This window comes from Anaerolineae bacterium, assembly GCA_025062375.1.
Taxonomy (GTDB): domain Bacteria; phylum Chloroflexota; class Anaerolineae; order SpSt-600; family SpSt-600; genus SpSt-600.
Genome location: JANXAG010000013.1, coordinates 1 through 23,845, shown reverse-complemented (window position 1 = coordinate 23,845; position 23,845 = coordinate 1). Strand labels below are relative to the sequence as shown.

General features: G+C 53.5%; 22 protein-coding genes. 16 read left to right on the top strand and 6 right to left on the bottom strand.

The genetic code is table 11. From position 1 onward, the window contains the following. The first annotated feature begins 123 nt into the window (after window positions 1–123). The 5 genes from NZ653_05230 (at window position 124) to NZ653_05210 (ending at window position 8,311) form a co-directional block, all read left to right on the top strand. The gene (locus tag NZ653_05230; GenBank protein ID MCS7286520.1) at window positions 124–3,201 is read left to right on the top strand and encodes an FAD-dependent oxidoreductase; all 3,078 of its coding nucleotides are present in this window, start codon (window positions 124–126) and stop codon (window positions 3,199–3,201) included. Window positions 3,202–3,218: 17 nt separating this feature from the next. Further along, on the top strand, window positions 3,219–5,438 hold the full coding sequence (locus NZ653_05225) for a xanthine dehydrogenase family protein molybdopterin-binding subunit (protein ID MCS7286519.1): 2,220 nt from the start codon (window positions 3,219–3,221) through the stop codon (window positions 5,436–5,438). A gap of 190 nt (window positions 5,439–5,628) precedes the next feature. Then, the gene (locus NZ653_05220) at window positions 5,629–6,303 is read left to right on the top strand and encodes a queuosine precursor transporter (GenBank protein ID MCS7286518.1); all 675 of its coding nucleotides are present in this window, start codon (window positions 5,629–5,631) and stop codon (window positions 6,301–6,303) included. 1 nt (window position 6,304) lies between these two features. Beyond that, window positions 6,305–7,210, top strand: a complete 906-nt coding sequence (gene era / locus NZ653_05215; GenBank protein ID MCS7286517.1) for a GTPase Era — start codon at window positions 6,305–6,307, stop codon at window positions 7,208–7,210. A gap of 9 nt (window positions 7,211–7,219) precedes the next feature. Further along, window positions 7,220–8,311: an Mrp/NBP35 family ATP-binding protein gene (locus NZ653_05210; protein MCS7286516.1), complete on the top strand. Its 1,092-nt coding sequence runs from the start codon at window positions 7,220–7,222 to the stop codon at window positions 8,309–8,311. On the opposite strand, the gene NZ653_05205 is transcribed toward NZ653_05210, so the two are convergent. From NZ653_05205 to NZ653_05180, 6 genes are read right to left on the bottom strand one after another with little or no spacing between them, the layout of a single operon-like run. Then, window positions 8,308–9,150: a hypothetical protein gene (locus NZ653_05205; protein MCS7286515.1), complete on the bottom strand. Its 843-nt coding sequence runs from the start codon at window positions 9,148–9,150 to the stop codon at window positions 8,308–8,310. The two genes, NZ653_05210 and NZ653_05205, sit on opposite strands and share 4 nt — an antisense overlap. After that, window positions 9,126–10,247 (bottom strand): tetratricopeptide repeat protein, encoded by a 1,122-nt coding sequence (locus NZ653_05200; protein MCS7286514.1) that lies wholly within the window; start codon window positions 10,245–10,247, stop codon window positions 9,126–9,128. The genes NZ653_05205 and NZ653_05200 overlap by 25 nt, the downstream gene beginning before the upstream one ends. Beyond that, a complete protein-coding gene (locus tag NZ653_05195; GenBank protein ID MCS7286513.1) occupies window positions 10,190–12,244 on the bottom strand; it encodes a DUF4910 domain-containing protein in 2,055 nt (684 codons plus the stop codon). The genes NZ653_05200 and NZ653_05195 overlap by 58 nt, the downstream gene beginning before the upstream one ends. A gap of 3 nt (window positions 12,245–12,247) precedes the next feature. Then, window positions 12,248–12,502, bottom strand: a complete 255-nt coding sequence (locus tag NZ653_05190; protein ID MCS7286512.1) for a YtxH domain-containing protein — start codon at window positions 12,500–12,502, stop codon at window positions 12,248–12,250. Continuing rightward, window positions 12,495–12,788, bottom strand: coding sequence for a hypothetical protein (locus tag NZ653_05185; protein MCS7286511.1), 294 nt, complete (start codon window positions 12,786–12,788; stop codon window positions 12,495–12,497). Before NZ653_05185 ends, NZ653_05190 begins: the two co-directional genes overlap by 8 nt. 39 nt (window positions 12,789–12,827) lie before the next feature. Beyond that, window positions 12,828–13,079 carry a hypothetical protein gene (locus NZ653_05180; protein MCS7286510.1) on the bottom strand — a complete coding sequence of 84 codons (252 nt, stop codon included), beginning with the start codon at window positions 13,077–13,079 and terminating at the stop codon, window positions 12,828–12,830. Between the two features lie 578 nt (window positions 13,080–13,657). Here NZ653_05180 and pdxS point away from each other — a divergent pair. The 11 genes from pdxS to NZ653_05125 form a co-directional block, all read left to right on the top strand. Further along, window positions 13,658–14,545 carry a pyridoxal 5'-phosphate synthase lyase subunit PdxS gene (gene pdxS / locus NZ653_05175; protein ID MCS7286509.1) on the top strand — a complete coding sequence of 296 codons (888 nt, stop codon included), beginning with the start codon at window positions 13,658–13,660 and terminating at the stop codon, window positions 14,543–14,545. A gap of 1 nt (window position 14,546) precedes the next feature. Further along, entirely contained in the window at window positions 14,547–15,167 is a 621-nt protein-coding gene (gene pdxT, locus NZ653_05170) for a pyridoxal 5'-phosphate synthase glutaminase subunit PdxT (protein ID MCS7286508.1), read from the top strand. After that, the gene (locus NZ653_05165) at window positions 15,164–16,078 is read left to right on the top strand and encodes a hypothetical protein (protein ID MCS7286507.1); all 915 of its coding nucleotides are present in this window, start codon (window positions 15,164–15,166) and stop codon (window positions 16,076–16,078) included. Before pdxT ends, NZ653_05165 begins: the two co-directional genes overlap by 4 nt. Before the next feature lie 19 nt (window positions 16,079–16,097). After that, entirely contained in the window at window positions 16,098–17,654 is a 1,557-nt protein-coding gene (locus tag NZ653_05160) for an AAA family ATPase (GenBank protein MCS7286506.1), read from the top strand. Between the two features lie 24 nt (window positions 17,655–17,678). Continuing rightward, window positions 17,679–18,737, top strand: a complete 1,059-nt coding sequence (thrC, locus tag NZ653_05155) for a threonine synthase (protein MCS7286505.1) — start codon at window positions 17,679–17,681, stop codon at window positions 18,735–18,737. After that, the gene (gene thrB / locus NZ653_05150) at window positions 18,734–19,651 is read left to right on the top strand and encodes a homoserine kinase (GenBank protein ID MCS7286504.1); all 918 of its coding nucleotides are present in this window, start codon (window positions 18,734–18,736) and stop codon (window positions 19,649–19,651) included. Before thrC ends, thrB begins: the two co-directional genes overlap by 4 nt. A 534-nt stretch (window positions 19,652–20,185) precedes the next feature. Next, entirely contained in the window at window positions 20,186–20,875 is a 690-nt protein-coding gene (locus NZ653_05145; GenBank protein MCS7286503.1) for a TetR/AcrR family transcriptional regulator, read from the top strand. Then, window positions 20,872–22,074 (top strand): thiolase family protein, encoded by a 1,203-nt coding sequence (locus tag NZ653_05140; protein ID MCS7286502.1) that lies wholly within the window; start codon window positions 20,872–20,874, stop codon window positions 22,072–22,074. The genes NZ653_05145 and NZ653_05140 overlap by 4 nt, the downstream gene beginning before the upstream one ends. A gap of 13 nt (window positions 22,075–22,087) precedes the next feature. After that, window positions 22,088–22,333, top strand: coding sequence for a hypothetical protein (locus tag NZ653_05135; GenBank protein ID MCS7286501.1), 246 nt, complete (start codon window positions 22,088–22,090; stop codon window positions 22,331–22,333). A 22-nt stretch (window positions 22,334–22,355) separates the two neighbouring features. Beyond that, window positions 22,356–23,579: a 3-hydroxyacyl-CoA dehydrogenase gene (locus NZ653_05130; protein ID MCS7286500.1), complete on the top strand. Its 1,224-nt coding sequence runs from the start codon at window positions 22,356–22,358 to the stop codon at window positions 23,577–23,579. 86 nt (window positions 23,580–23,665) lie between these two features. After that, on the top strand, window positions 23,666–23,845 hold a 180-nt coding region (locus tag NZ653_05125), incomplete at its 3' end, for an enoyl-CoA hydratase-related protein (protein ID MCS7286499.1).

Here is a 23,845-nt window from a genome sequence, read left to right as displayed (position 1 = left end):
AAAATTTGCCAGCTTTCGCTCACTGGCCCGATAGCTATAAGTCCGTGAGCCCTTGATTTTTCGCTGTTTTGGTATATAATTCCCCCGGAATTTATGGGGAAAAAGCTCTTGAGGAGTAGGAACATGAGCGCCACGAAGAAGGGTTCCGTTCTGATAGTAGGGGGCGGAGTAGGTGGGATGAGGGCAGCCCTTGATGTGGCTGAAGCAGGCCTGGAGGTTTTCCTGGTGGAATCCACTCCCTGGCTGGGCGGAATAGTGGCTCAGCTGGGATTCATGTTCCCGACTCACGATTGCGTCCTCTGTCGCGGCACAGCTGAGCATGGCCCTGGGTGCACTCGTCCTACCATCTCCCCAGCCCTTATGGATTACAGCCGTCATCCCAATATCCATATCTTTGTCAACACCGAAATAACGGCCCTTGAAGGCGAGGCCGGGAATTTCACCGTAAGTCTGAAAATTAACCCCCGGCACGTAAACTCGGACTTATGCATAAATTGCGACCGGTGTGCTCAAGTCTGTCCCGTGGAGAAGCCGAGCCGCTTCCAGATGGGGTTGGCCATGCGAAAACTCGCCTACAAAAGCTCTCCCAGGGCCATTCCCGATGCTTACATGATTGAGAAAACGGAGTTCTGCGAAACTTGCCGCCGTTGCGAGAAAGTTTGCCCCACCGGGGCCATAAACCTGGACGAAAAACCTTGTGAGGAAAAGATAAAGGTCGGGGCCATAATCCTGGCCATGGGCTATCGCCTCTTCAACCCCCGGCGCTATGAGGAGTATGGATACGGCCGTTATCCCAACGTTATAACCAGCATGGAATACGAAAGGCTTGCCAGCCGTTCCGGCCCCACTGAAGGGATAGTAGTGCGTCCGTCCGATGGCACCACCCCTCGCAAAATTGCCTGGCTTCAGTGCATTGGTTCAAGGGATCAGGAACACCCTTACTGTTCTTCCATCTGCTGCATGTATTCCACCAAAGAAGCAGTGCTGGCCAAACAACGCATCCCGGGCGTTGAAGCTAAAATCTTCATAATGGACGAAAGAGCCTTCAACAAAGAATACAACGCCTACTACCTCCGCTCAAGAGAACTTTACAAAGTTGACTACATCCGCTCCAGGGTTTCATCCATAGTAGAGGACCCTACAACCCGTAACCTGATCTTACGTTACGCAACGGACGATGGCAAAATAACCGAAGAAGAATTTGACATGGTAGTGCTTTCGGTGGGAGTGGAGCCTCCCCTGGGCACCCAGCAGGTCGCCAGAATCCTGGGCATTGACCTCAACCAGTATGGCTTTTGCTGGACCGATAAATTCGGCCCTCTTCAGACATCTCGCCCTGGTGTTTACGTCTGTGGCTCCTTCGCTTCTCCTAAGGAGATAGCCGAAACCCTCTATGAGGCCAGCGGAGCAGCCGCCGAAGCCCTTCTCCTCCTTAAAGAAAACATCGGCTCCGTCAACCTTGAAGAAGAATTTCCTCCCGAAAGGGATGTCTCCGGGGAGGAGCCGAAGGTCGGGTTGTTCCTTTGCCGCTGCGGTGGAGAAATAACCCAGGCCATTGATCTGGAGACCATTGCCCAGAAAGCCCGCAGCTGGCCCAGGGTTGCTTACGTTCAGCAGGTAAACCTCGCCTGCTTCCCCGAGGGCCAAGAGCAGATTCGCAGGACAATCCTGGAGCAGGGCCTGAACCGGGTAGTGGTAGCGGCCTGCAGCCAGCGCACCCATGAACCCCTCTTTCAGAAAGTCCTGAAGCGTGCTGGCCTTAACCCTTATTACCTGGAGCTGGTAAACATAAGAGAGCACAGCGCATGGCCCCACCTTTACAGCGGAAACGGAGCAACCCGTAAAGCAGCAGAAGCCCTGAGGGTTGGAGTTGCCAGAGCAGCCCGGCTGCAGGCTATCCAGAAACATCTGGTGAAACCTGTAAAGAAAGCGCTGGTCCTCGGCGGAGGGCTGTCCGGCATGGTGGCGGCCTTGACCATAGCCGATGCCGGCTTCCCCGTTTACTTGGTGGAAAAAAGCGACCGCCTTGGCGGTTACCTCCACAAAATACACTTCACCGCGGAAGGGAAAGACCTGCGCAGGCTCCTCTGGGAATTGACCAATCGTGTTGAGCACCATCCCCTTATAACAATCTTCAAAGAAGCAGAACTGCTGCGCCACCATGGCCACGTGGGCAATTTCCGCTCCCTCATCCGCACAAAATACAGGGATATAGAACTGGAACACGGGGCTACCATAGTAGCCACAGGGGCCAGGATATATTCAGGCCGAGAATACCTTAAAGGGGAAGACCCCAGAATCCTGGACCAGCTGGAACTTGAAGAACTCATAATAAACCATCCCGAAAGGGTCCGAAACCTCCGCTCGGTGGTGATAATCCAGTGCGTGCGACCTATGGGTCGCAAGTATGACTACTGCAGCCGCATCTGCTGCACCAACACGATGGCTAATGCCATCCGCCTCAAAGAGCTTAACCCCCTCTGTGACGTTTACGTCCTTTACAAAGACATAATAACCTACGGCTTCCGGGAGGAATACTACACCAGGGCCCGGGAACTGGGCACCGTGTTCATCCGCTATACCGACGAAGAAACTCCCACGGTTAAAGTTCTCCACGGCGAACTGAGGGTAGAAGTGAAAGACCAGAGCACCGGTGAACTGCTGCTTCTGAACCCCAACCTCATATCACTAACCTTGGGAATCCTCCCCTCAGAGGATAACGAAAAACTGGCCCGCATCCTGGGAGTTCCCCTCTCGCCCGAAGGCTTTTTCCTGGAAGCCCACCTCAAGATGAGGCCGGTGGATTTTATCCACGAAGGAATCTTCCTGGCAGGGATGGCCCACTACCCCAAATTCATAGAAGAATCCATAGCCCAGGCTAAAGCGGCAGCGGCCAGAGCTTTAACCTACCTCACCAAAAGTGAAATCAAAATAGGCGGGGTCATTGCTGTGGTGGAACAGCCCAAGTGCGTAGGTTGCCTGACCTGCGTCCGCATCTGCCCCTTCCAGGTCCCGGTTGTAGACCCGCAAGCCATAGGGAATGGTGGTATAAAGGGGGCGGCCTTCATAGACCCCGTTAAATGTCAGGGGTGTGGAACCTGCACGGCTGAATGTCCGGCCAAGGCCATCCAGCTCATGCATTACACCGATGACCAGATCATGGCTCCGGAAGAGAGGGCCCTCGGAGCCTGGCTGGTATAAAGCGAAGGGAGGAAAAGATGGACAAAGGCGTTCTGGGCCAGAGTGTTCCGAGGCTTGATATAAAGAGCAAAGTCATGGGCTCGAGGCGCTACCCCCAGGACTTCAACATGCCGGGCCAGCTCTACGCAAAAGTGGTATGGAGCCAGCATCCCCATGCCAGGGTTAGAAAGATTGACACCTCGGCCGCCGAAGCCACCCCGGGCGTGGTCAGAGTCATAACCTATAAAGATGTGCCCCTTAACGAATACGGCATTCACACCCGCGACCAGACAGTCCTCGTTCCGGAAGGGGGTAAAGTCCGGTGGCTTGGCGACCGTATAGCTATTGTAGTGGCTGAGACGGAAGCCATTGCCGAGGAAGCCTGCCGGAAAGTCAAGGTTGAATACGAACCGCTCCCGATCGTGACGGATCCTCGCGAAGCCATGAAGCCTGACTCACCCCTGGTGCACGAGGAAAGAGGCACCAACATCCTCTACCACATAAAAATTCGGCAAGGAGACGTGAAAAAAGCCTTTGAGGAAGCAGATGTCATTGTGGAAGGCTACTACATAATTCCTCATGCGGAACATCTCTACCTTCAGCCCGAAGCGGGCATCGGTTACATTGATGAGGAAGGACGCATAACAGTGATTGCCGCAGCCCAATGGCCCCACGATGACCTCCATCAGATTTCCCACTTTTTGCAAATACCAGAAGATAGGCTCAGGGAAATAGTGCCGGCCATAGGCGGGTCTTTTGGGGGAAGAGAGGATATGTATATTCAGCACCTCCTGGCCCTCTGCGCTTACGTGGTGCGCCGACCTGTAAAAATGGTCTTTACCCGCGAAGAAACTATGCTGCGCACCGGCAAACGCCATCCCTTCTACATCCGCCACAGGTGGGGAGCCCGAAAAGACGGTAAACTTCTGGCCGGCGAAGCGGAAGTGATCTCTGATGCCGGAGCCTATGCCTCTACCAGTATTCCCGTCCTCAATAACGCAGCCAGCTTCGCCCTTGGTCCCTATGTGTGGCCCAACGTTAAAGTGGACGCCTACACCGTTTACACGAACAACAGCGTGACCATGGCCATGCGGGGCTTTGGCTCAGACCAGGCAGCATTTGCGTATGAACTCCATATGGATAAACTGGCAGAAGCTCTGGGCATGGACCCTGTAGAACTCAGGATGAAAAACCTGGTGGAGGATGGCTCTCCAACCATCACCGGAGCCAGATACCCGCCCGGTGTGGGCATCAAAGAAACCCTGCGTCAGGCTGCCTTAGCCGCCGGGTGGCGGGAGGAAAACGGGCGCTGGATAAAGCCCAAAATTCAACAGCCCAGGGAGCCCTACAAACGGCGGGGCATAGGGGTGGCCTGTGCTTTCAAAAACGTGGGCTACAGTTTTGGCTTTGACGATAAATGCACCGCCTGGGTGAACCTTTCTCTGGATGAATCGGGGGAAATAGCGAGGGCTCTTATAAAAGTTGGAGCTTCAGAAGTGGGAGAAGGAGTGCACACCGCCTTAGCCCAGATCGCCGCCCACACCCTGGGCATCCCCATTCAAAAGGTAAGGATAGCCCTCGTGGATACAGCCGAAGTTCCCAACGCCGGAAGCTCATCTGCCTCCCGCCATGTCTACATTTCTGGAAATGCTGTAAAGGCCGCCTGTGAGCTGGCTCTGCGTAAGCGAGAAGAAATCCTAAGAACAGAAAGCGGCGAAACCTCTATAGAGGTAGAATACACCTACCGTGGCAGGATCGAGCGCCCTACCACTCCCTATCATCCGGAAACGGGAGAATGTTTCCCCCACATAAGTTACGGATGGGGCACTCAGATAGCTCTGGTGGAAGTGGACACAGAAACGGGGCAGGTAAATGTCCTCAAAATTTGGGCTGCTCACGACGTAGGGAAGGCCGTCAATCCCGAAATGATAATCGGCCAGATCGGAGGCGGAGTCCAGATGGGCCTGGGCTATGCCCTTATGGAACAATTCATTCACGAAAACGGTTACCCCCGCACCCGATGGCTCAGCGAATATCCAATCCCTACCGTCATGGACATGCCTCCGGAAATTGTCCCCATTATAGTAGAGGTGCCTGACCCGGCGGGGCCTTACGGTGCCAAGGGGGTTGGGGAAATGACTACCTTGCCCACTGCTCCTGCCATAATTAATGCCATCCACGACGCTGTCGGCATATGGGTTAACGAACTTCCGGCTACTGAGGAAAAAGTTTACAGACTTATGAAATTGCTCACATAAAGAATCTTTGGCCCGGGAAGCGGTGCGACCGTGGTGGTTGCCTAAGAAAGTGGTGAATTTGCGCCTGTGTTGGGTGCCTCAGCTCCCCACGGGGTGCACATTCCGACAGAAAAATCCCTGGGGAAATCGGACTGGTGGTGGGGTTTGAAGGCTTTCGCCTACAGGAACGGCGGTGGTGTAGGGTAAAGTTATGGAAAGAAGCTACCGTTTTTTTGACTTTATAATGGCTCTCTTTGTGGCCGTCCTCATCATAAGCAACATAGCTTCCAGCAAGATTCTGATCCTGGGGCCCTTTACCTTTGATGGAGGCACAATACTTTTCCCCATCTCCTACATCTTCGGGGATATACTGACCGAAGTTTACGGCTACCGACGTTCCCGGCGGGTCATATGGACGGGCTTTTTCTGCACGGCCCTTATGGCCTTGACCCTCAGCATAGTAGGGGCGCTGCCACCGGCACCAGGCTGGGAAAACCAGGAAGCTTACGAAAAAATCTTAGGGATGACCCCCCGTATTGTCCTGGGAAGCCTCATCGCTTACTGGGCCGGGGAATTCTCCAACTCCTACACCCTAGCCAAATTGAAAATACTGACCCGGGGCCGATGGCTCTGGACCAGAACCATAAGCTCCACTCTGGTGGGTCAGGGAGTTGATACCATCCTCTTCTGCCTTATCGCCTTCGCCGGAGCACTCCCCTGGGGTCTTCTGGGGAGCGTGATTCTCTCAAACTATGTGTTCAAATGCGGCGTTGAGGCCTTCATGACCCCCGTAACCTACAAGGTCGTGAATTTCCTCAAGAAGGCTGAGAATGAGGATTACTACGATTACGACACCGACTTTAACCCTTTCAAGTTAGAGGCATAAAATGGAACAGGAACACCGTTCGGGCTTCGTTTCCATAATTGGCAAACCCAACGTCGGCAAATCAACCCTGATGAACGCCTATCTGGGGCAAAAAATAGCCATAGTCTCCCCGAAACCCCAGACCACCCGCCACAAAATTCGGGGCATCCTCACCTTACCTAATGCCCAGATCATCTTCGTGGATACACCTGGGATCCACAATCCCCTCCACAAACTGGGCGAATACATGGTCAAAACCGCTATTTCCGCAATACTGGATGCCGATGTGGTGGTTTTCCTGGTGGACGTTTCCCAACCACCCGATGACGAAGACCACCTCATAGCCCGGACCCTGAAAGAGCGCTACAGAGGCCCCATAATCCTGGCCATGAACAAAATGGACCTCCTGACCCCCGATAAAGTCAAGCCCCATACTGAAGCCTACCTTGCCTTGGGGGAGTATAATGACTGGATTTTAATTTCTGCTGCCACGGGGGATAACCTTGACAAACTTCAGGAGATGATAATTTCATACCTCCCACCCGGGCCCCGCTATTACCCTGAAGACCAGATAGCCGATGTGGACGAGCGCTTCATCGCCGCCGAGCTCATCCGGGAAAAAGCCCTTCACTTCCTGCATCAGGAGGTGCCTCACTCCGTGGCTGTGGTTATAGACGAGTTCAAGGACCGCTCTGAGGATCTTTCCTACATAAGTGCCACCATCTTTGTGGAAAAGGAATCCCAGAAAGCCATAGTTATAGGTAAAGATGGGGCTATGCTCAAAAAGATAGGGCAGGCTGCTCGCAAGGAGCTGGAACTGGTCCTCGGGCGAAAGATTTATCTTGAACTGTGGGTGAAAGTCAAAAAGCGCTGGCGTAAGGACGAGGAAGAGCTCCGGCGCCTGGGATACATAGCTCCAAAGGTTTAAGGAGGGGTGGTGGAAAAAAAGTTGCTCTGGGAAGCTCTGGAGAAAGTCCATGATCCTGAACTGGGCCGAAGCATCGTGGATTTAAAGATGGTGAAGGGGCTTGAGGAAAGGGAAGGAAAGGTGAAAATCACCCTCGCCCTCACAACCCTCGCTTGCCCCCTGCGGGAGATACTGGTGGAGGAAGTGAAAAAAGCTTTGAGCCAGGTGGAAGGGGTAAGGGAGGTAGAAGTAACTCTAACCCAAATGAGCCCGGAGGAAAGAGAAGCCCTTGTGGGCTCAGTAGTGCCAGAGGAAGGAATAGCCAGGCGATTCAATAACATTGGGAAAGTGATAGCGGTGATGAGTGGAAAGGGAGGGGTTGGGAAATCTTTAGTGGCTGCCCTCCTGGCTATTCACCTGCGCCGTAGCAATTACCGCGTGGGCATAATGGATGCCGATATTACCGGCCCCAGCATCCCTAAGATCCTGGGAGTGAAGGAAAAACCCATCCCTGCCCCCAAAGGAATAATTCCACCGGCCAGCTCCACGGGAATAAAGGTCATGTCCATAGACCTGTTCCTCCTAAAAGAGGAAGACGCCGTGATCTGGCGCGGCCCTCTTATCGCCAAAGCTATCCAGCAATTCTGGGGCGATGTCTTCTGGGGAGAACTAGATTACATGATCGTGGACCTGCCGCCCGGCACTGCTGACGCTTCCCTAACTGTTATGCAATCTTTACCCCTCAATGGCATTATCTTGGTAACTTCTCCCCAGGAGCTGGTCCGGATCATCGTGAAGAAAGCCACGCAAATGGCCAGGCACCTCCACATCCCCATAATTGGGGTTGTGGAAAACATGAGCTACGCAATATGTCCTGATACCGGAACCCGGTGGGAAATTTTTGGCCCGAGCAAAGGAGAAGAGATAGCCCGGGAACTCAAAGTTCCTCTCCTGGCTAAAATCCCCATTGACCCCCAAATAGCCAGGCTTTGCGATGAAGGGAGATTGGAAGAATACCATCTGGATGAGTTTGAAGCGCTGGCAGCCAGAATCCAGGACCTTGTGCCGGAGGTGATTCCTCGCTTCTTCGTCTCCATTGCGGATTTCTCCGAAGGGGATTAGAGGCAGCTTAGAAGAGGAGAAGAAAGGCGCGTAAATCCTTTCTCGTCGCTTCTGAAAAGGGCCCCCAGAGCAGGAACTCTTCTCACAAGGGGCACAGTTTGCCGGTAGCTTATCCGTTCGCCCTTGAGGATGCGTTTGTATAAATCAAGAGCTTCCGGTGTCCCCAGCAGGGCTTCTCGCAGGGTGGGTAAAAGGTTTCTATCGTGCCGGGTGAAGCCTTCCACGGCTTCCTCCAGGCTCTGGCCTTCGGCCAGGGCTGCGCACAGGCTCTGGACGATGTAAGGGTATCCGCCACTCCAGTAGTAAATGGCTTCCAAGGTTCTCCTGGCCTCTTCTCCCTTTAAACCCAGGAGGTTTACCAGCTGTAAAACGTGGGGTCTGTAAAAGAACCCCAGAGCTATCTCCACCAGAGGTGAAATCTCCCCCGGGTATGGAAGGAAGGTTCCAGCCGCTACTAAGGGTGTGTCAGGATGCTGGTAAAGCCAGCGCCGCAGAACCAAAAGGAGCCCTTCCCTTTTCTCCACATTATCCACTATTAAAACGCATCTTGCGCTGACCGTGGAACAGTCCCTGAGGAAAGAATCCAGTTCTTCTGGAGAGGTCTCCTGACTTAACCTCAGATAGAAGAAGGAAAAGCCCATAGGGAGGAGGAAAAACCCAAGGCGAAAGAGAAGGGAAGTCTTCCCCGTAAGGGGAGGAGCGGATAGATAAACGGGCGTGTTTTGAAGGATAAGGTGACGGATTTTAATGTCAGCGGAGCGCTCCACGTAAGCGGGGGAATCGGGAGGAACGGGCCTGTCGGTAAAGAAAAGCTTCATTTTTTCCCTGAAGCCTGGCACTTAGATAGCCCCCAGAGGGCTGGTTCCGAATACGGATCTATTTCCAGAGCTTTTTCCAGCCAGGGGATTGCCTTATCGCACAGGCCGAGGAAAACGTAAGAAAGGCCCAGTTCATAATAATACTCCAGGGATTTAACCCCCAGCTCTATAGCCTTTTCAAAGTTAGGGATTGCATCCTCATACTTGCGCCGAACGTAGTAGACAACTCCCAAATGGCCATAAGCTGGCCCATAGTTCGGGTCTATTTCTATGGCCTTCTTAAGCTCCACTTCAGCTCTGTCCAGATCTCCCAGCTGGTAATACCCCCACCCCAGAGCGTCATAGGGCATTGGGAGGTCGGGAGCCACTTCTACGGCTTTATTGAATTGGGCCAGGGCTTCCTTGTCGTTTTTCAGGAGTATGTAAAGATTGCCTGCCCGGATGTAGAGAAAATAAAGACGGGGGTTAAATTCCTGAGCTTTAAGGTAAGCTTCAAGGGCCTGGCGATATTTACCCTGCTTTTCCAGGATGTATCCGTAAACCCTTAAAACCTCGGGATCCTTCGGGGCAAGGGCGAGAGCTTCTTTTATTTCCTCATTGGCCTTATCCCAGTTGGATTTATCTATGTAGGTTTCCGCCAGGTAAGCCCTCAAGATTGGGTCTTCGGGAGCGAGGCTTAAGCCTTTAATACACGCTTCAAAGGCCTCATCGTATTCCCCGGCCCAATTCAAAGCCAGGCACAGATTTGCCAGAGCTTCGGGGGAATTGGGCTTGAGGGCAACGGCTTTCTGAGCATCTTCCAGAGCTTCTCCGGGGCGGCCCAGGAAGATGAGGAGGCGAGAACGTCGCAGAAGGGCCTGGAAATTGTCAGGCTCCAGGCTCAAAGCCTTTGAGTAGGAAGATAACGCATCTTTGAGGCGTCCTTCTCCCAGAGCCCTTTCCCCTTCCTGCAGGAATTGCTGGGCTGACGGAGTGGGGGTCGGAGTAGGGCCGAATACCGGGATGAGGGAAATGGCTGGCTTTTTGTTCAGAAAATACAGGATAGCGACAACCGACAGAATCAGGATAAATATGGGCCACTTTGAGGAACGACGCTTCCTGTAAGGCCGGATGTACATCGCCTGAGCTCCACAAACCCTGTTTTTTCCAGGAAACGGAAAAATTCCATCAGGAATTCCCGGACCGATATGCCTGTCTCCAGCTCTATGAGCTTTGCGATCTCCCTCACTGAGCGGCGGCCATCGGCCCAATAGAGGGCTAAAACGGGCAGGAGGTGCTGTTTGTTACCCAGGTCTTTGTTGAGTTTATACCACCGCTCTGCTTCCTCTTCGGTTAGATTTTTAATGCGCCTTTTTATTTCCCCGTCCGCTGGGGGACCTTTGTGGAGGCGAACCGGAACAAAGAGAAGGGCTTCGTCTGGTTCCGAAGCAGGGGCTTCAGGGATTGCCTTTAGCCCAAGGCGCCTGGCTTTGTCCAAAGCTAATTCTTCAAGGGCGCTCTTTACCGACTGAGAGTAAAGGTCCAGCTTTTCCTGAAGTTTTCTCACGAAATTTTCCTCTTCAGGCCAGAAGCGAACCATGTGGGCGAGGGTCTTCTGTCCTACCTCTTTCCGGAAATCAAGCCGCTCCAGAGCTTTTGCAAAAGTTATAGCGAGATCGTGAGGGTTTTCAGCTCTCGCCATTTTGACAGCGTCTTCAGTTGCGTAATCCGAGAGCTCTCTTTCCAATCGGGCCAGAGTTTTATAGCCTATGGAAAGGATTTCCTTCTCGGAAGCGCCTACCAGCAGGTAAACGCAGGTGGAGACGAGAGTCCCGATCCTCCATAGCATTTTGGGGTCGGCCTTATCGGGCGTATCGTAATCGGTGTGGTAAAAGCGGTCAGGCCACTGGATTATCATAGGGGTGGGGATGCCAACGGTGGGGTCGGAAAGGACGTAATGATCACTTCCTCCGGAGAAGGGGGAAGTGCTCCAGCGGAAGAGGAAAAACTTGCCGATATCAGAAAAAGCGCGGGCTTCAGGGCCAAATTCTTCCATAAGCCAGGCCAGGACATAGGGAACGAGGGTTGGGGAAGAAGCAGGTGGATATTCTATAAGGAGATTGCTTCTGCAAAGTTCCTGGTTCTGGCCCACCATGTCAAGGTTAAGCCCGGCCACCACTCTGGGGATTAAATCTTCGTGGGATGAAAGGTAAGCATATATGCCGGTTATTTCAGGGACCAGGAGGAAGAGGATACCGCGCTTCGGGGTGGGAAGGGAGCCTTCCCGGATAAGCCGGGAAAGGACCATAGCTGATTCCAGGGCCACGGCTGCTCCTGAGGCGTTATCGTTAGCCGAAGGTGAAGGGTGGCAGAGGTGGGCTACCACAAGCACCCATTCATCAGTGAGGCCGGGGATGGAAGCTTCCACTACTTCAAAGGAGCCATCGTAAAAAATTGATTCAACTTTTGCCCTGACTTTAACCTTTTTTCCCTGTTTTAAAAGGCTCCTCAGCTTTTCCCCTTGCCGTGGGGTGAGGACGAAACCGAAACATTTTTTACCTCCAGACTCCCACCAGAAAGAGGTATACTGTCTGGCATCAGGCAAATCCACTCTTTCTCGCACAGGAGGTATGGATCTCATCCCATCAAAGAGGATGCCAATGGCTCCGAATTTTTCCACAGCCATTTCACGGACCCGGCCGACTTCCCCGCTTGTAAGCACTATTTTATCTTTCAAATCAAGCCCTTGGTAATCTTCTGGATTTTCCCAATTTTCCAGAAGGACTACCTCTGCTTTTCCATCAAAGGGAGCACTGCGCTGGATCAGAGATATAGGATTTTCCGCGAAATCGGCAAGTTTGCAGGCTTCTTCGGGGGGTTCTTCCAGGTAGCACCATGCTTCTTTTACTGCCCACTCCTGGAATGAGGGTTGAGTCCAGAAATAGATTCCTTCTCTGGCCGGGAAGGATAAAATTCTAGCTTCTATTCCAGCTTCTTTTAGCTTTTCCCAACAAAAATAAGCTGCTTCCCGGAAGCCTGGGCTGGCTTGTATGCGGTGAAAGGAGCTGATTTTCTCCAGGAGTTTGAGGGTGAGAAACCCTGAAAATTTGTCCCCTATCCGGGTAAGAAGTTTCAAAGCTTAAGCCCCTAACTTCTTCAGGAGTTCTTCGCGCCTTTGAGCGGCCACTTCTTTGCCTTCTTCCAGGATTTTCTTGCCTTTTTCCTGAAGTTCTTCAGCTTTCTCCAGGGCTCGCTCCTTGAGTTCAATTCCCTTTTCCCGGAGCAGGGCTCTGGTTTCCTCACCTCTTCTGGGGGCGAAGAGTAGGGCCACCAGAGCGCCCGTCACCAGGCCCAGAAAGAATCCAAGGAAGAAATTCCCTGTTCTTCTAAACATTTTGCCTCCTCCTTCCGGTAAGGATTTTTACTATATGCTTTGCCGCTTTCAGAAAACTGGCCATCTCTATAGCTGGCCTTGCGATGGCTTCCCCTATTATTGAAGCGGTTCCTTCCATTAGCTGGGAAGTTTTCTTCGCTGATTCCACAATTGGCCTTATTTCGCGGTCCAGAAAGCGTATCAAGCGGTAAACTTGAAAGATAAGGATAAAAAGCAAGATGCCCAGGGCAATGGATTCGGCTGCCAGAACAATAATGGCAATGTCCCTCAAGGTTGCTAAAACCATGAACTTCTCCTTTTCAGGCTGAATTTTTGCATAATCATATCACACCTTAAGCCACTCAGCAAGCCTCAGCGTTCCGAAACTCAGGAGTAGGCCTTCTAAGATGTGGAGGTCGCCGAGGGTGATGGGGAAGGAGGGAAGGAAAAGATAACCCATCGTATGGCCGACCACAAAACCCAGGGCTCCTGCCAGGAGGTAGGTGAAGAGCTCGCGGAAGGTTTTTCCTCTATAGAGGTGGTAGAGAGCCCCGCACAGTAACCCCATAAAGATGGCTAAGGTCCAGGTTAATTTCATTGTCACCTCCCAATGCCAAAATTTTGGAAATTGGCAAAGTTTCCGGACCTGCTATGGGCAAAGTTGCAATGGAATAGGAGATTGCTTTGTCGGCAATGGCAGTCTCATATACTTCCGATGGGTGAGGCCATAAATTAATTTCAAGAGTTTTTTCCCACCCTCGTGGGCATAGGGTTTGCCGTGGTTTTGGGTCCCACTCGTGGGCGGGATGCAGGAGGTGGTTGATCGCTCCCTTTTTTAGGTTTCTGGAGGCACATCCCCCAGACCCCCCTGCCAAGGGGCAAGCCCCCTGGACCCCCGATTTTCCCGCCCTCGTGGGCTTAGGGTTTGCCACGGTTTTGGGTCCCACTCGTGGGCGGGATGCAAGGGTTGGCTGATCGCTCCCTTTTTAAGGTTTCTGGGACCACATCCCCCAGACCCCCTGCCATGGGGCTAAAGCCCCCTGGACCCCCTCTGGGAGTCCACCCTCCCCACTTGTTGACAAAGCCCCGGTTGATTGTATAATGTTAGGTAAGGAACATTACAAATGGTAGTCTCCTGGACCTTGGCCAGGATTATAAGGAAAGGAGGCAGTGCCTATGGAGAGGCTTACAGGAACTGACGCAGTTAAAAGGGGTCTTGCTCAGATGCTCAAAGGTGGGGTGATAATGGACGTGGTAACTCCTGAGCAGGCGAAGATAGCAGAGGACGCAGGCGCCTGTGCAGTGATGGCTCTGGAGAGAGTTCCGGCCGATATACGGGCTCAAGGTGGAGTGGCCCGTATGGCTGACCCCGAGCATATTTTGAAGATAATGGATGCTGTGACAATACCCGTGATGGCTAAGTGCCGGATCGGACACTTTGTGGAAGCCCAGATTCTGGAAGCGCTGGGGGTTGATTTTATAGACGAAAGCGAAGTCCTTACCCCAGCTGATGAGGAGCATCACATAGATAAGCGCAAATTCAAGGTGCCTTTCGTTTGCGGTTGCCGGAACCTGGGCGAAGCGCTGCGCCGCATAGCTGAAGGGGCAGCTATGATCCGAACTAAAGGGGAAGCCGGAACCGGAAATGTGGTAGAAGCAGTGCGCCATATGAGAGCCGTCTGGGATGAAATCCGCCGCCTCCAGAACATGCCCGAAGAGGAACTTATGGCAGCAGCTAAGGAGATGGGAGCCCCTTATGAGCTAGTGAAGGAAGTGGCTCGTTTGGGCCGGCTTCCCGTAGTTAATTTTGCTGCTGGCGGTATAGCCACCCCAGCCGATGCCGCTTTAATGATGCAGCTTGGAGCCGACGGGGTGTTCGTAGGAAGCGGGATTTTCAAGTCCGAAAATCCGCCCAAAAGGGCAAGAGCTATAGTGGAAGCAGTTACCCACTACAATGACCCTGATATTCTGGCCAGAATCTCCAGAAACCTTGGAGAGCCAATGCCTGGCATTCTCATAAGCGCTATTCCAGCTGAACAGAGAATGGCCCAGCGGGGGTGGTAGTATGCCAAAAAGAAGCTACAGGTTTAAAATAGGGGTTCTTGCTCTGCAAGGAGATTTTCGGGAACACATTGAAATGCTCAGAACTTTGGGGGTAGAAACCGTTGAAGTTCGCCTCCCCCATCATTTGAACGGCCTCGATGGCATAATAATCCCGGGCGGAGAGAGCACTTCTATAGGCAGGATTGGGGAAAGGTATGGGCTGCTGGAACCTTTAAGGGAGTGGGCCCTCCAGGGTAAAGCTATGTGGGGAACTTGTGCAGGGATGATCTTAATGGCCAGGGATGTGGGTATGGATCAGCCCACCCTGGGGGTTATGGACATTTCTGTGATCAGGAATGCTTTTGGCCGGCAAAAGGATAGCTTTGAGGTGGACCTGGAAATACCAGCTCTGGATGAGGTAAGCTCCAGGAAGGAAAAAGGCAAACCTTTCCATGCCATTTTTATCCGGGCCCCTCTAATTCACTCGGTCGGACCAGGGGTTGAAGTTCTGGCAACCTTAGATGATGGCTCTATAGTGGCGGCAAGGCAGAACAATTTGCTGGCTACTGCTTTTCACCCTGAACTTACGGAGGATACACGCTTCCACCGCTACTTCCTGGAGATGGTGCGCAGAACTAAGTGATAAGGCCTTTGAGCTCTCCTCTGGATTTATGGCTGATATTTAGCCTTGAAAGCAAAGGCAAGGGTTTTGGCCTTGTTCCGGAAAGGTCCGGAGCGTGGCAACGAGCGTGCCTCTCTTTAGCCTTTTTGTCCCTGGCAGAAAGAGATTTTGCCACATATATAATGCAGGGAAAGGCCAGTGGATTCATCCAGACTCGCAAGGACTACAAACGGGAAGGGGCAGAAGTAGTTTATATTGCACCTGCTCCCAATTACGATGGGTTCTCTACCGCCATCTGGGAAGCGCTCTTAAACTATGCTTCCTGGCGCCTCGGGGGCCTGGGGGTAAACAAGTTATTTGTTGACGTCCCCGAGGAAGAAGAAGTGATATTCCGGCGTGCTGGATTTTCGGTCTATGCCCGCGAATTCTTGTATGCGGTGAATTCTCTGCCAGAAGGCCTGCCGGAGCCAGGTAACTGGCAACCGGTAAAACCTGAAGAGCGTCATTTTATAGTGAAATTCTACCAGAGCATAACGCCGACTCCGGTCCGGCAAACGGAAGGGGGATTAACTCTGAAAAGGCCTGGATTTTTACACAAGCTTATGGTAGAACAAAAGGAAAGAATCCTCAAAGGAGAGACTGAGCCCGTGGCCTTTTTGATAACGTGGAAGGAGAAGGGAAGCAAGTGGATAAAGCTGTTCCTTCACCCGAACTATCAAACTGAAAGCCCCCAGGTCGTGGGGATGGCCCTGGCCTGGGCGAAGGATAACTTTCCTCCTCCCTTCACTTTCAAAGTAAGAAGCTATGAAGGGGCAATAGCCAGAGGCCTTGAAGAATGGGAGTTGCCCCCTCAAAGAAGCCTTTCCATAATGGTCAGGAATACCCTGGCCATGGGGAAGGTCTTTTTGCAACGAATCCCAGCAGTACCTTAAAGGAGGTGTATGGAGAAAGATGGAGCGCGCTGAAGAAATTACCGAACTCAAAGTAAGACCTATTGAAATAAGGGACGACCTGGACGCTTTACTAGCAGTCCTTCCGCCCCATATTGAAGAAGCCCTGAGGCGTATAAACCGGGGGCATGAGCTTCTGGAAGTGGTGATGGACCTGGGAAGGCCCCCGGAGGCCCGCTTCGTAAACGATGAGGTTATCCTGAGCGAGAAAGAGATCACTCAAGAAGATATTGATTACGTGGTTTCCAGGATAAGCGAGTTTGGCGAGGATAACAGGGCGGGCATAGAGCGGACTCTCCACCGCATCTCGGCCATAAGGAATAGGAAGGGGCGAATTGTAGGGCTTACGTGCCGGGTGGGAAGGGCTGTCTACGGCACTGTTGACATCATCCGGGATATTGTGGAATCAGGAAAAAGCATACTTCTTCTGGGGAGGCCCGGGGTGGGCAAAACCACCATGCTCCGGGAAGTGGCCCGCATCCTGGCCGAGAAGAAGAGAGTGGTCATTGTGGATACTTCCAATGAAATAGGGGGAGATGGAGATATACCCCACCCGGCTATTGGTAGAGCTCGTCGGATGCAGGTTCCTACGCCTTCTCTCCAGCACGAGGTGATGATTGAAGCAGTGGAAAACCACATGCCGGAAGTCATCATTATTGACGAGATCGGCAGAGAGCTGGAGGCCCAGGCAGCCCGCACCATAGCCGAAAGAGGGGTCCAGCTTGTGGCCACTGCCCACGGTGAGACCCTGGATAACCTAATGATGAACCCAACTCTGGCTGATCTCGTGGGCGGTATAGAAAGCGTGACCCTCTCTGATGAGGAAGCCAAGAGGAGGGGCACTCAGAAAACGGTGCTGGAGCGCAGGGCTCCCCCAACTTTCGATGTGGTGATTGAAATAAAGGATTGGAATCGCCTGGCCATCCACCACGATGTGGCCTCAGCAGTAGATGCGATACTGAGGGGTAACCCTATCCCCGCCGAAATCCGCTACCGAACGGAAGATGGTAGAGTGTTCCGGGAGAGGGCTACCATTCCTCCTCCGCCCATAGAAAGGGCTCCATTCTTGCCCAGGATGCAATCCGTCAGGGAAATGCCTCAGATAAAGGGCTACCTTTACGGGATAGGGGAAAATAAGGTGAGGCAAGCTGCTCGCAAACTCCAGGTTCCTTTCACTGTAGTAAAAGACTTGAACCAAAGTGATGTCTTTCTCACTCTAAAAAGCTTTTACCGGAAACGCCCACAGCCTGTAGTGGAAGCCGAAAGGAAAGGGATACCAGTTTACGTGCTCCGTTCCAACACTGTAGCTCAGATAGAAGAATGCCTGGCCGATATTTTCGAGCTGGGGCAAGGGGGCTCTGACCCTCTCGCCTTGGCCATAAGGGAGGCGGAGGAAGCGATAAAAAAAGTGCTTAGCGGAGTTCCAATGGTGGAACTCAGCCCCCAGAGTGCTCCTATTCGCCGCCAGCAACACCTCCTGGCGGCGCAAGCTAACCTCTCCTCTTACAGCGTAGGCAAAGAACCTTACCGCCGGGTAAGGATTTACCGAGAACAATAAACCATCCCTCACAGTGGAGGCCCGATGGCCCATAGTGGAATCCTTTCCCGATACGGGCATCTCCTCAATTTGCCCCCTCATACCCGGCCTGTGACGCTCATGGAGGGGGGGACTCCGCTTATCCCGGTGCCGAGGCTGGCCCGGGAACTGGCCGAGGGGATGGACCTATGGATCAAATACGAAGGCCTGAACCCGACAGGGTCCTTTAAGGATCGTGGGATGACTGCAGCTATTAGCGAAGCAGCGGGGAGGGGGGCCCGAACTGCTATCTGCGCCTCTACCGGCAACACGGCTGCTTCGGCTGCTGCCTACGCTGCACGGGCAGGGATGAAGTGCATCGTGCTCATTCCGGAGGGAAAGGTGGCGCTTGGGAAGCTGGCAGGGGCCATCGCTTACGGCGCCACTGTTGTCCAAATAAAGGGCTCCTTCGACGATGCCCTGCATTTGGTGGTGGAAATAACCCGGAAGCACCCTATCGCGCTGGTGAATTCCCTGAACCCATACCGTATTGAGGGTCAAAAAACGGCTGCCTTTGAAATCTGCGACGATCTGGGCTCAGCCCCTGACTGGCTTTGCCTGCCTGTGGGCAATGCGGGGAACATCACTGCCTATTGGGCTGGATTCCGGCAGTATAACGAATACCGGGGGACAGGCCTGCCTCGCCTATTAGGCGTGCAGGCTGCGGGCGCAGCGCCTTTGGTCCTGGGCCGCCCGGTGGACCATCCGGAGACAGTGGCGACGGCTATCCGCATTGGGCGTCCAGCCCGAGGAGAGGAAGCCCTACGGGCCGCAGCGGAATCTGGAGGTCGCATCATTGCCGTGACCGATGAGGAAATCCTGCGGATGCAACGCCTGCTGGCCCAGATGGAAGGTATCTGGGTGGAACCAGCCTCTGCAGCCGGATTGGCAGGGCTGGCTGCCGAAATCGCCGCCGGGCGGCTTCGGCCCAAAGGCCAGCGCATCGTCGCCGTTTGCACGGGTCACGGCCTGAAAGACCCCGATATCGTAGCCCAATCCGTCGTTCAACCCCTTGTCCTACCTCCTCGCCTGGATGCTCTGGAAGAGATAATCCTGGGCCTATGAAAGTGCGAGTCCGTGTTCCAGCGACGACAGCGAACCTGGGCCCTGGCTTTGATGTCATGGGCCTGGCCCTGGATTTATGGAATGAGACCATCTGGACCCCCACCTCTGATGGTCAAATCCATGTAACCATCAGCGGCGAAGGGGAGGAAACCCTTCCCACTGACGCGACCAATCTCATCGTTGCCGCAGCGCTTTCTCTATATGACCGTGCTGGCGTGCCATGTGGAGGGTTCAAAGTCCACTGCATCAACCGAATTCCCCTGGGTTCCGGGCTGGGATCCAGTTCAGCTGCCCTGCTGAGTGGCTTGCTGGGCGCCAACGCCCTTCTGGGTGAACCCTTTTCCAGGGAGGAAATTCTGAGAATCGCCATCGAGACAGAGGGCCATCCCGACAATGTCGCTCCGGCAATGCTGGGCGGGCTGGTGGTCTCTATTTTGCACAACGAGCGTGTTGTCTCTATAAAACTTCCCGCTCGTGCCCAGCGCGCGCCTATCCGGGCCACTGTCGTCTTGCCCGACCTGGATTTCCCGACTGAATACGCCCGCTCCATCCTCCCTCGGACGGTAACCCGTCAGGATGCTATATACAACATCAGCCGGTCTATTCTGGTTGTAGAGGCTTTGCGGACGGGGGACCTGGAGATGTTGGGCAAAGCGATGGACGACCGACTTCATCAGCCATATCGGCTTCCTCTCATCCCTGGTGCTCTCGCCGCTATGGAAGCTGCCCGGCGAGCCGGTGCTGCTGCTGTCGCTCTTTCTGGGGCCGGGCCCAGCCTCATCGCTTTCTCTGCCAGATGGATCCCGGAAATCGGAGAAGCGATGCGGCAGGAGTTCGAGCGGGCGGGCCTCCGGGCCAGAGTCTTCCACCTGCGTGTTACAGAGAAAGGCGCGCAGGTTATTCGGCGAGATTAAGCCCCGAACCGAATTTTCGGGAATTCGCAGTTAATACTGCCCACTTGTGGACAGCCCAAACTACCGGGCGTATAATGGTAAGCCAACAACCTGGATCACACTCGACCGCCTTTTTGGGTTTTTCTCTTCTGGAGTTCGAGGGAAAGAATGTTGAAAAACCTCATGGGGGTTCCATTTGGTCCTCAAATAGCAACGAGTTTGACGTCGGCGTTTGGCCCCACAACTCCTCTTTCAAAGCCTCGGGGCTGTGCATCGGCCCCCGTTGTCGTCAAAACCAAGTCCCGAGCTCCGACTGCCGGGACCTTCTCTTATTGCACCAGGGACTTTGTTGGCCTTAAGAGGAGAGGAAGGGCTACGCTCTGGAAGCCATTTAGCGGTTGAAAAAGTGAGTAGGGCGCACTCTATCGGGTGCCAAAGGGGTGGCACAGTCTACCCTGACCGTACTGAAACTTCTTTTCCAGGCCCTGTACACCCTCTGAGATATGTGATTTGACAGCTATAAGCATTTATGGTATACTGACTATTGGTCAGTAAATGACCATAAGTCATTCCCAATGGCGGGGCGAGGGGATGAGCACAAGCGAGCGGCGGGCAAGGGAAAAAGAGCAAAGAAAACAGGATATTTTGGAAGCAGCACGCAAAGTTTTTTCCTCCAAGGGTATAGGTGAGGCTACCGTTGAAGATGTAGCAGCCGCCGCTGAATTGAGTAAAGGCACTATTTACCTTTATTTTTCCAGCAAGGAAGAGATCCTCGCCCATCTTCTCCTGGAAGGGTTTGATATCCTTTTAGAAAAGCTCGCTGAAGCTTACGTCCCACAGCAGAACCTCTCTCCAACCGAGAGGCTCTATCGTCTAACAGGTGCTTACCTTCAGTTTTTCAAAGAAAACCCCTTCTATTTCCGCCTCATGGTGGCCTTTGACCGAGGCCGCCTCCACGAGAAAATACCTTCGGAGCTCGGCGAGGAAATAAAAACCAAAAACCAGGAAGCCCTTCAGTGGGTGGCAAAAGCCATTAAGGAAGGGATCCAGAGAGAACTTTTTCGCCCCTGCGACCCATGGCTCACTGCCGCAGTTCTGTGGGCTTCAATCCACGGAGTTATTGTCCTCATGTCCATACCCTTCAGGCGTGAGCTTTTGGGCTTTTCTCTGGAGAAAATGGCCGAAGCTGCTTTAGCTCTCCTTTTAAAAGGCCTTGAAAACCCTGATAAAAAGGAGGAGACATGAAGAAAGAGGTTGTAATTGTGGCCGGGGTGAGAACCCCCGTGGGCAAACACGGCGGTGCTTTCCGAGACCTCCCCGCCCAGTATCTGGCTGCCGTGGCTATTGAGGAGCTCCTCAAGCGCACCCAGATAGACCCCAACCTCATCGATGAAGTGATCTTCGGATGCATAGGCCAATATTCCGATGCTCCTAACGTTACCAGAGTTGCCGCCCTTATGGCCGGGGTCCCTGTCCATGTTCCCGCTTACACCGTCCAGCGCAACTGTGCCTCCGGGATCCAGGCTATAACCTCCGCCTATCAGGCCATTCAGGCTGGAGATGGGGAGATTTTCATCGTAGGTGGGACCGAAAGCATGAGCACTGCCCCTTACTGTGTCAGAGGAGCACGGTGGGGCCTCAGGCTCCGGAGCACTGAATTCATCGACACCCTCTGGGAAGGCCTAACCGATCCCATCTGTGGGCAAATAATGGGCCGCACCGCTGAGAACCTGGCCATGATGTATGGTATCACCAGGGAAGAACAAGATAAGTATGCTGTCCAAAGCCACCGCAAGGCTTTCATGGCTACCAGGATGGGCAAGTTCAAGGAAGAAATAGTTCCGGTAGCCGTCCCCAAGAAGGTGGCGGGCCAGGAAGTAGCCCCCGAAATCGTGAGCGAAGATGAAACCATTAACCCCAGCCTCACTGTGGAAAGAGCCGCCCTGTATCCTCCGGTCTTTATGAAAGGCGGAACTGTCACCCCTGCTAACGCCTGCCCCATTTCCGATGGAGCTGCAGCTCTTCTGGTCATGACGGAGGAGAAAGCCAAAGCGCTGGGCTACGAACCCATGGCCTATATCCGCAGCTACGCTTATGCTGCTGTCCCACCGGAGATAATGGGAATTGGGCCGGCTAAGACAATCCCTATTGCCCTCAAGAAAGCAGGCCTTGAGCTCAAAGACATTGACCTTATTGAGCTTAACGAGGCCTTCGCCGCTCAGGTCCTGGCGGTGGGAAGGGAACTGGAGAAATACGGCTGGGACTGGGATAAAGTCAACGTCAACGGTGGAGCCATCGCTCTGGGTCATCCAGTGGGGTGCACCGGAGCCAAGCTTACCGTCACTATAATCCACGAAATGAAGCGCCGCAACGCCCAGTTTGGCCTGGTTACCATGTGTGTGGGTGGTGGCCAGGGTGGCGCTCTCATCCTGGAGAGAAGATAAGAGGGGGTGAGCTATGATAACCCAGTGGGTTGACGAAAGCGTTCTGGCCAAAGGCAAGGAAATCTACCTCAAGCTCAAAGACCAGCTGGAAGCCAACCATCAGGGAGAAATCGTGGCCATTGACGTGGACTCGGGCGAATATTTCGTCGGCAAGACCCTCATAGAAGTTAACGACAAGGCTCGGGAGAAATACCTGAACAAGCAGCTTTATTTCGCCCGTATCGGAACGGATGCGGCTTTGGCTTTAAGGGTCTGGTAATTCCCAGAAAGGAGGCTGAGCCATGTATATCTTTAAGGCTGGAGTGGTTGGCGCCGGAGTTATGGGCGCCGAAATAGCCCAGGTTATAACCTTTGCAGGACTCCCAGTGGTGGTCAAGGACATTGACCAGAAAATCCTGGACAAAGCCCTGGAAAAAATCCGCTCCATTTACAAACGCCAGGTGGATAAGGGAAGGATGACCCCAAGTGATGTGGAGTCCAAGATGGCCCTTATCACTACAACCCTCACTTACGATGGATTTGAGGATGTGGACATCGTGATAGAGGCCATCCCCGAAAACATCGAACTCAAAAAGCGAGTCTTCAGAGAGCTTGATGAAGTTTGCCCTTCCAACACCATTTTCGCTTCCAACACCTCGGCCCTCTCCATCACAGAGATGGGGGCAGCCACGAAGCGACCTCACAAAATGATCGGAATGCACTTCTTCAACCCTGCCCACGTGATGAAGCTGGTGGAGATAATCCCCGGCCTGGACACGGACCAGGACACCATTGATAGCGTGGTGATGTTCGCTGAGACCCTGCGCAAAATCCCCGTGGTGGTTAAGGAATGCCCCGGGTTCCTGGTCAACAGGCTTCTTATGCCCTACCTCAACGAGGCCACTTGGGTCCTGGCCGAAGGGGCTGCCACCGCTGCCGAAATAGACAAGGCCATGACCGAGTTCGGATGGCCAATGGGGCCCTTCACCCTCATGGACATGCTCGGCCTTGATGTATGTTATCATGTAGGTGCTTACCTCTACAGCGAATACGGCGACAGGATGCAGCCTTGCCCCCTCTTTGAGGAAATCTACAAGATGGGCCGATACGGCGAGAAGACCGGTGCCGGCTTCTACGGCTATGGGGACCAGACCGATGAGCCCGTCAAAGAGGCCATAAGGAGGCTCCAGCAGGAAGGGAAAGTTCCCACCGGAACTGAATTTACCTGGGAGCGCCTCATAATGCCTCTGATAAACGAAGCCGCCCTCTGTCTCATGGAGAACATTGCCGCTGTCAACGACGTTGATCTGGCCATGATGGCCGGCACAGGTATGACCTATAAGGGTGAAAGGATGGGACCCCTCCAGCTGGCCGATACCCTGGGGCTTGATTACGTTCTGGAAAAGCTTCAGGAATTCCACGCCAAGTATGGTGAGCGCTTCCGCCCGGCCCGCCTCCTCAAACTGAAGGTAAAAGCCGGCCATCTGGGTAAGAAAGTGGGCAAGGGCTTCATGGAGTACGCTTAGCCGGTGCAGGGGGTATGGACAAAGGGGGGACCGGGGTTGAGCCCCGGCTCCCCGCCCCTTCCATAAAAACCTGGGAGGAAGGAACCATGGGAGAATACCAGAATATCCACGTCTCAATTGAGGACCGTGTTGCTATCCTAACCATTGACCACCCTCCGGCCAACGCTTTTGACACCCAGACTGTTACCGAGCTCTTTCAGGCCTTTGATGAAGTCCTTAAGAATGACGAGGTCAAGGTCATCATCATCACAGGTGCCGGGCAGTTC

Coding starts and splice junctions, on each gene's coding strand:
- NZ653_05160 (MCS7286506.1), top strand. CDS start 16,098: ATGGAGCGCGCTGAAGAAATTACCGAACTCAAAGTAAGACCTATTGAA.
- NZ653_05190 (MCS7286512.1), bottom strand. CDS start 12,502: ATGTTTAGAAGAACAGGGAATTTCTTCCTTGGATTCTTTCTGGGCCTG.
- NZ653_05200 (MCS7286514.1), bottom strand. CDS start 10,247: ATGTACATCCGGCCTTACAGGAAGCGTCGTTCCTCAAAGTGGCCCATA.
- NZ653_05135 (MCS7286501.1), top strand. CDS start 22,088: ATGATAACCCAGTGGGTTGACGAAAGCGTTCTGGCCAAAGGCAAGGAA.
- NZ653_05225 (MCS7286519.1), top strand. CDS start 3,219: ATGGACAAAGGCGTTCTGGGCCAGAGTGTTCCGAGGCTTGATATAAAG.
- pdxS (MCS7286509.1), top strand. CDS start 13,658: ATGGAGAGGCTTACAGGAACTGACGCAGTTAAAAGGGGTCTTGCTCAG.
- NZ653_05220 (MCS7286518.1), top strand. CDS start 5,629: ATGGAAAGAAGCTACCGTTTTTTTGACTTTATAATGGCTCTCTTTGTG.
- thrB (MCS7286504.1), top strand. CDS start 18,734: ATGAAAGTGCGAGTCCGTGTTCCAGCGACGACAGCGAACCTGGGCCCT.
- NZ653_05180 (MCS7286510.1), bottom strand. CDS start 13,079: ATGAAATTAACCTGGACCTTAGCCATCTTTATGGGGTTACTGTGCGGG.
- NZ653_05140 (MCS7286502.1), top strand. CDS start 20,872: ATGAAGAAAGAGGTTGTAATTGTGGCCGGGGTGAGAACCCCCGTGGGC.
- NZ653_05230 (MCS7286520.1), top strand. CDS start 124: ATGAGCGCCACGAAGAAGGGTTCCGTTCTGATAGTAGGGGGCGGAGTA.
- pdxT (MCS7286508.1), top strand. CDS start 14,547: ATGCCAAAAAGAAGCTACAGGTTTAAAATAGGGGTTCTTGCTCTGCAA.
- NZ653_05145 (MCS7286503.1), top strand. CDS start 20,186: ATGACCATAAGTCATTCCCAATGGCGGGGCGAGGGGATGAGCACAAGC.
- era (MCS7286517.1), top strand. CDS start 6,305: ATGGAACAGGAACACCGTTCGGGCTTCGTTTCCATAATTGGCAAACCC.
- NZ653_05185 (MCS7286511.1), bottom strand. CDS start 12,788: ATGGTTTTAGCAACCTTGAGGGACATTGCCATTATTGTTCTGGCAGCC.
- thrC (MCS7286505.1), top strand. CDS start 17,679: ATGGCCCATAGTGGAATCCTTTCCCGATACGGGCATCTCCTCAATTTG.
- NZ653_05130 (MCS7286500.1), top strand. CDS start 22,356: ATGTATATCTTTAAGGCTGGAGTGGTTGGCGCCGGAGTTATGGGCGCC.